The following is a 291-nucleotide window of genomic DNA, read 5'->3' as shown; positions in this document are numbered from 1 at the left end:
GTTGTGGTGGATAATGCCAAGTCTGAAACGTTATTCCCTGTCATCAAAAAGAAAATCATGCCGGACAGCATTGTTTACACGGATAGCCTGAGCAGCTATGATAAGTTGGACGTGAGCGGTTTTATCCATTACCGCATCAACCATTCCAAGGAATTTGTCGACCGTCAGAACCACATTAACGGCATTGAGAATTTTTGGAATCAGGCAAAACGTTTCTTGCGAAAATACAACGGAATCGATCGCAAATCTTTCCCGCTGTTCTTGAAAGAATGCGAATTTCGATTTAACTTC

General features: G+C 41.9%; 1 protein-coding gene. It reads left to right on the top strand.

Translation table 11 applies throughout. The features are described 5' to 3' along the window. Window positions 1–291: IS1595 family transposase (locus ACTHSP_RS23635; protein ID WP_440347191.1), on the top strand; the 291-nt coding region annotated here is incomplete at both ends.

It is taken from the genome of Neisseria sp. P0001.S005, from assembly GCF_051963715.1.
This window is presented reverse-complemented; position numbering and strand designations above follow the sequence as displayed.